The sequence below is a fragment of the Affinundibacterium flavidum genome (genome assembly GCF_014284175.1).
In the GTDB taxonomy this organism is placed as follows: domain Bacteria; phylum Pseudomonadota; class Gammaproteobacteria; order Burkholderiales; family Burkholderiaceae_D; genus Undibacterium; species Undibacterium flavidum.
The window spans coordinates 63972-71006 of record NZ_JACOGA010000015.1 but is presented as its reverse complement, the minus strand read 5'-3'; the positions used below and the strand labels follow the sequence as shown (position 1 = coordinate 71006).

General features: G+C 47.4%; 2 protein-coding genes. Both read left to right on the top strand.

Annotation, left to right across the window (positions count from 1 at the left end; genetic code table 11):
* A partial coding sequence (locus H8K55_RS15915) for a tandem-95 repeat protein (RefSeq protein WP_186943052.1) occupies positions 1-4609 on the top strand: 4609 nt, incomplete at its 5' end.
* Between the two features lie 95 nt (positions 4610-4704).
* Complete coding sequence (locus H8K55_RS15910; RefSeq protein ID WP_186943051.1) at positions 4705-6978, top strand: WD40/YVTN/BNR-like repeat-containing protein; 2274 nt, start codon at positions 4705-4707, stop codon at positions 6976-6978.
* Positions 6979-7035 lie beyond the last annotated feature (57 nt).

The window sequence follows — 7035 nt, the reverse complement described above, 5'->3', positions numbered from 1 at the left end:
TTCCTTCAGCTATGTGGTCAACGATGGTACGGTCGATTCAAATGAAGCGACTGTGAGTTTGACGGTCGCTGCAGTTAATGATGCACCGACCTTGAGCAATCAAGCGGTGACTTTGGCAGAGGACAGCACGATCACGATTCTGCCATTTGTCACAGCGGCAGATATCGATGGTGATGTCTTAACTGCTCGCATAGTAACGCAACCAGCGCACGGCACAATCACGATCAATGCGAACGGTGGTTTTACGTACACACCAGCGGCGAACTACAACGGTAGCGATACCTTCAGCTATGTGGTTAACGATGGCACGGTCGATTCAAATGAAGCGACAGTGAGCTTGACAGTGGCAGCAGTCAATGACGCACCAACCTTGAGCAATCAAGCGGTGACTTTGGCAGAGGACAGCACGATCACGATTCTGCCATTTGTCACGGCGAACGATATTGACGGTGATACATTAACGGCTCGCATAGTAACGCAACCAGCGCACGGTACGATCACGATCAATGCGAACGGTAGTTTCACGTACACGCCAGCGGCGAACTATAACGGTAGTGATACCTTTAGCTATGTGGTCAATGATGGTAAAGTTGATTCGAATGTCGCCACAGTTGCCTTAACAGTGACAGCAGTCAATGACGCACCAACCTTGAGCAATCAAGCGGTGACTTTGGCAGAAGACAGCACGATCACGATTCTGCCATTTGTCACGGCGAACGATATTGACGGTGATACATTAACGGCTCGCATAGTAACGCAACCAGCGCACGGTACGATCACGATCAATGCGAACGGTAGTTTCACGTACACGCCAGCGGCGAACTACAACGGTAGCGATACCTTCAGCTATGTCGTCAACGACGGCAAAGTGGATTCGAACGTCGCTACAGTTGCCTTGACAGTGACAGCAGTCAACGACGCACCAACCTTGAGCAATCAAGCGGTGACTTTGGCGGAAGACAGCACCATTACGATTCTGCCGTTCGTGACAGCAAACGATATCGACGGTGATGCATTAACGGCTCGCATAGTAATGCAACCAGTGCACGGTACGATCACGGTCAATGCCAACGGTAGTTTCAAATACACACCAGCGGCGAACTACAACGGTAGTGATTCTTTCAGCTATGTGGTTAACGATGGCACGGTCGATTCAAATGAAGCGACTGTGAGTTTGACGGTCACTGCAGTCAATGATGCACCAACCTTGAGCAATCAAGCGGTGACTTTGGCAGAGGACAGCACCATCACAATCTTGCCATTCGTGACAGCGGCAGATATCGATGGAGACGTCTTAACGGCTCGCGTAGTAACGCAACCAGCGCACGGTACGATCACAATCAATGCGAATGGCAGCTTCACGTACACGCCAGCGGCGAACTATAACGGTAGTGATACCTTTAGCTATGTGGTCAATGATGGTAAAGTTGATTCGAATGTCGCCACAGTTGCCTTAACAGTGACAGCAGTCAATGACGCACCAACCTTGAGCAATCAAGCGGTGACTTTGGCAGAAGACAGCACCATCACAATCTTGCCATTCGTCACAGCGGCAGATATCGATGGCGACGTATTAACGGCCCGTGTCGTAACGCAACCAGCGCACGGTACGATCACGGTCAATGCCAACGGTAGTTTCAAATACACACCAGCGGCGAACTATAACGGTAGCGATACCTTCAGCTATGTCGTCAACGACGGCAAAGTGGATTCGAACGTCGCCACAGTTGCGTTGACAGTGACAGCAGTCAACGATGCACCAACCTTGAGCAATCAAGCGATTAGCCTGAACAAGAATCAAAGTATCGTCATTCGTCCATTAGCAACGGCTGCTGATATCGACGGTGATACCTTGACAGTTCGTATCGTCAATACCCCAGCGCATGGCAGTTTGACAAAAAATGCCGATGGTAGCTACACCTTCGTGGCCACCACGGGCTATGTTGGTGTAGATAGTTTCACTTACGTTGTGAATGACGGCAAAGTTGATTCTAACGTAGCAACGGTCGCCATCACGGTGATCGACGCTAATCATGCCCCAGTCGCACAAAACTCCACAGTTACTGGCTTAGAAGATACTGTCATTACATTACGCTGGAGTGATTTTGCTGTATCGGATGTGGATGGCGATCCACTCAAACTCATCATTAACGCCTTACCAGCCGATGGTAGTTTGCAGAAATCGGTTCTCGTCAATGGTGTGGCGACATGGGTCAGTGTCGTATTGAATGATCAATTTAGTCGTGCAGATATTGATGCCGCCAAATTGCGTTTTGTGCCCGCAGCGAATGCTTCTGGCAACAGTAGCTACACCACGGTCGGCTATGGCAATATGAAACAGCATTACGCACGTATTGGTTTTGCAGTGTCAGATGGTCAGTTGACCAGCAATAGTGCGGTGGTGAATGTGGACATCACCGCCATCGCGGACGCAGCCAGCTTGCAATTGGTGGGCACGAGCATCACGCATCAACTGTTCGATACTGACTGGGAGTCTGCTGCGAACGCCGACAAGTCCTCGACGTTGGTTACCGGAACCGTGTTTGATGGTTGGAACCTGATCACCACAGGTGACAAACAGGCGGGAGGTAAAAACGGATTTGAAATCTGGAGTAATGGTGATCAGATGGCTGACAACAACGGCACGTTACGGACCGTCAATGCAGCAGCAGGCAATGGCAATAACTGGTTAGAGCTCAATGATGCGGCTGACAGCTTGGCACAAACCTTAGGTATCTCTCGCAGTGTTAATACAGACAAGGGCGCGACCTACAACCTGAGTTTTGATTTAGCGGGTCGCTTAGGTTACAGCAGTGCCTATACGCAAGTTGGTGTCTATTTAGATGGTGTGAAGATCGCGACCTACAACAATACCAGTGGCGCATCCGCGCTCAATTGGCAGCATGCAAATATCAGTTTTACGGGTAAAGGTGGTGCCCAAGTATTGCAGATCGTCACAGAAGCAGGTGCACGAGAAGCGGGTGGTCGTGGCATGATGTTAGACAATATTGCCTTGGCAGAGACGATACAGTTAAATCGTGGTGTGACAGGTGGCAAAGTCATTTTACAAGGCATTGATGCCGCCTTGACCGATACTGATGGCTCGGAAACTTTGCAATTAAGTTTGGCCGGCTTACCAGTAGGATGCGTTGTTTCTGATGGCGTGAGAAGTTTCACTGCCACAGCGAACAATACCGTCGCCAACATCACTGGTTGGAATACCAATGCCTTATCCTTCACTCCACCTGCTGGTTTCAGCGGTCGCCTGAATGTTCAAGTCGTGGCAACCACCAAGGAAAATGGCAGCACCAGTACCGCCACCGTTTCACAAAATCTGGCAATTCAAATCGATGCCTTAGCGCTTGCAGCGAATCTTAATTTATCGCCAAGTGACGCAATCCTGAGTCGTGAAGTCATCGACACGAATTGGCAGCAAGCCTGCAGTGATGATGACTACGGTGCCGATTTGATTGTTGGTGGCAGTTTAGCGAACTGGAGTTTGTCACCTGCTAATGCAGGTAAGCAAGCAGCATTCCCGTTGTGGGCGAGTGGTGATGTGATGAAAAATGCGAGCGGTAACGCAGTGACGGTACAAGGCCCTGGTGGATCCTGTGCATATGATACATGGTTGAACTTAACCAATAGCTATAACGCAGGTTGCGGCAATACACAGTATCAATCATTAGGTATCAACCAAACCCTCAACACCATTGCCGATGCCCAATACACGATGAATCTGCAATACGCCGCGCCACCGGGTTCGAATGCCGCCAACGCCAGAATCGGCGTGTATGTTGATGGACAGTTGGTAGGTACTTACAGCAATACAAGCCCCAACTCGGCGCTTAACTGGCAAGCTTTAAGCTTTAACTTCAGAGGCAACGGCGGACCGCAAACGGTCAGCATCAGACTGGAAGGCGGTGCTGATATGAGCAGTGTAAAAGGAGCGATGATCGACAATATCGATGTCATCGAAACCCTACCGAAAACGGCAACGACGGTGTACGGCCTTGTGGGTGGAAATACCGCTTTGCCGGCCATCGATGCACGTTTAACGGGAAGCAATCCAAATGAAAGTCTGATCAATGAACTGCTTGGTCTACCAGTGGGTGCACGTTTAAGTGATGGTACGCGGAGTCTCACAGTCACTTCTACCACGGGTGCGATTGATTTGACTGGATGGAACCTGGCGAAATTGAGCGTTCGTTTGGCCGATGCGAGTGTGACGAGTTTCAATGTCACGGTTCGCTCGACGACGACAGAGAGCCTCTATAGTTCTAGCGCCAGTACCAGCAAGTCTTTCCAAGTACAACTGTTGTCAGGCTCTGCGTGCACGAACCCTGTAGGTGTCAATCCCTACGTGAGTTACGTGAATAACACCGCAGTACTCGCTAATAGTTTCGCCAATGCGAGCCTCGTCGTCAGTCAGCTGGTTGCTACGGCAAGCAGCTATGCTACTGGCGTTTCGAATACGCAACGAATGGCGAGTCTGCATGCAGATACGGCGGAAAGCAATGCATCCATGGACGCCTGGTTACAAGGACTGGATAAAACGGTCAGTGCAACCTTGATGAAAGAGATGATGCAGGCATTTGGAGGTGGGGTGTAATTTCTAACAATCTCCTGATGAATCTTGTTTGATTTTCAGGAGATTGTTGCGGAGGGGGAATTTTTTTGAAACTATTAGGATTATTTAAGAATGCTATGAAGACTTCTATCTGGCGCTACCTAATCTGCTTTTTATTGTTATTCGTGATTGTAATTGCCATACGATTTCAGAGCTCAATGGGTGTTTGTGGAGAGCAGTTTGATGTTGCTCCGAAAGCTTATTCGAAAGCGTGGTGGACTTGTCCAATCGAAATTAATCGGCATGTCCGAAAAGTAGGAAACATAGGTGGCCAAGATTTGATTGATGTAGCGTCGACTAGTGATGGACAACGTTTTTGGGTTTTGACAAAAACAGGCTCCATCGTCACGAGTGAAGACGGTGGTGAGACTTGGAAAAAATTAAGCGAGATAGGCGTTAACGCGAATTATTCTAGTCTCGCAATCAGCGATGACGGTGTTTATGTTTGGGTAATTGCTGGATCGAAGCGTGATCATATGGGAGACGGCACGACACAACTGTTTATCAGTGCTGATGGTGGTCACTCTTGGAATCAGTTATCAGAAAATCTCGAAAATTTTCCTTACCAATCCCATGTTCTTGGCGTGACCTGGAATCGAGTACTAAAGCGTTTGTTCATAGTCGGTGAGCGAGGTAGCATTAGTTATACCGAGAATAATGGTTTGACTTGGCATCGTCCATATCAGCCTGTGAATGTGGATAGTGCAGGTGCGCTTAAACAAATTGCTTTCAGCGACGACGGACAAATAGGATGGGCAGTCGGGGAAAATACCGTCTTGACGACTGCTGATGGTGGAATGCATTGGCGTGCTTTAGATAGCGCAGAATTGGAGGGGAAAAGTTCAACAACTTTGATATTGAGTAAACGGTTAACTCTCCCAAGCTTCAATAGCCTACATCTAGGTCGCGACGGGAAGAAAGTCTGGATCGCAGCGGATAATGCAACGCTTTTTGAATCTCAGGATGGAGGGCGGCAATGGAAAGTTAAACATGTAGAGGCTGGTGCTTTTTTCAGCGAAATTCTTTTTGCCGATGAAGGTACATTTGGATGGGCTCTCGATACCGGACCTGGCGATATTCAGACAATATTTGAAACTAACGATGCTGGTCTTACGTGGAGGCCACTCCCTAAACGGAGAGGTTTCCGCGCGAACAAATTGCTTACTGCAGGTGGCAATCTTTGGGTGGTAGGTAACATGGGGACAATTCTTAAACTCCGTTACGACGGAAGCGCTCCGGAAGTCAAAGCGAGTTCTATCGCCCCCAATATTGTTGATATTAGTGTTGATCGCCAAAGCGAGAAAGCATGGTTTGTAAGTAATCTTGGAATGTGGCGCTCGACTGATGCTGGCGACAGTTGGGAGCAAGTCTTTGAAATGAAGGAGCAAGAGGAATCGAATCGACAATTTCGATCATTTGTGAGTTTCGATATGACGGGTCAGATTGGAATTGTTTTAGGAAATTGGCGGAACTATTCATCTCGACTTATCTCGACCCGTGATGGTGGTAAGACATGGCGAGAACTACTGTTAAATCCATCTAACGAAAATTCGTTATTGAGCGATGATGAAAAAAATATTCCGGATGGCTTTATCTTATCTCGTAATGGAAAAGAAGTTCTGGTTTACACACATAATGCGGTCTATTCCAGTTTTGATAGTGGTTTAACATGGTCGAGCATTGATAACGAAATACTAAATAACGTAAATAGAAGAAAACTTGCTGGTGGTGGATTCTGCGAGCTACCGTATACTCAAGGCAGCGTCGGCGACGTCCAAATTTGGAAAGAGCAAGTCGAGTTTTTATCAAGTCCATTTTGTACTTTAGTGAAAAAGGCAAATGCTGATAAACAATCTCAAAGTTTTGAAACAAGAGGTGGCGCAAGAAGCGAGGGGTTAGTTGAAGCTGTAACAAATAATCCTTTGTTTCGCAACACTGAGGTGCTTAACGAGAGCGGACATGGCTGGGTACAATATAAATCTAAGTCTTCTTACGAGGTTTCTTGGTTAAGTTTGACCAAAGATGGTAAACATGGCATTGCCGTCAGTCGTCGTTTTGGTTACCTGATTGCCAGTGATGACAGCGGTCAACATTGGAGAGAACATAAAGTAAATTCGGATGCGATTCTCAATATAGTTCGCTATAGCAACGACGAAAAAGAAGCGTGGCTCGTTGGCGAAAATGGGATGATATTTGTCTCCGACGATCATGGTAAGACTTGGATGGCGAAGACGAAATATCATCGATTGCCACCGCCTTTTTTCTATGCAATATGTGTCATCGTTGCATTGATATTTTTAATAAATATTGGTGTTATTCCTTTCTTTGGGAAGAATCGTCAAGTCAATTGAAAATAATGAGTAAAGTTAAATTTCAATATTGTGTTTCATAAAACACATTGTGAATTT

Excerpts from the sequence above, each read along its gene's own strand:
- H8K55_RS15910 (WP_186943051.1), top strand. The coding sequence starts at position 4,705 with ATGAAGACTTCTATCTGGCGCTACCTAATCTGCTTTTTATTGTTATTC.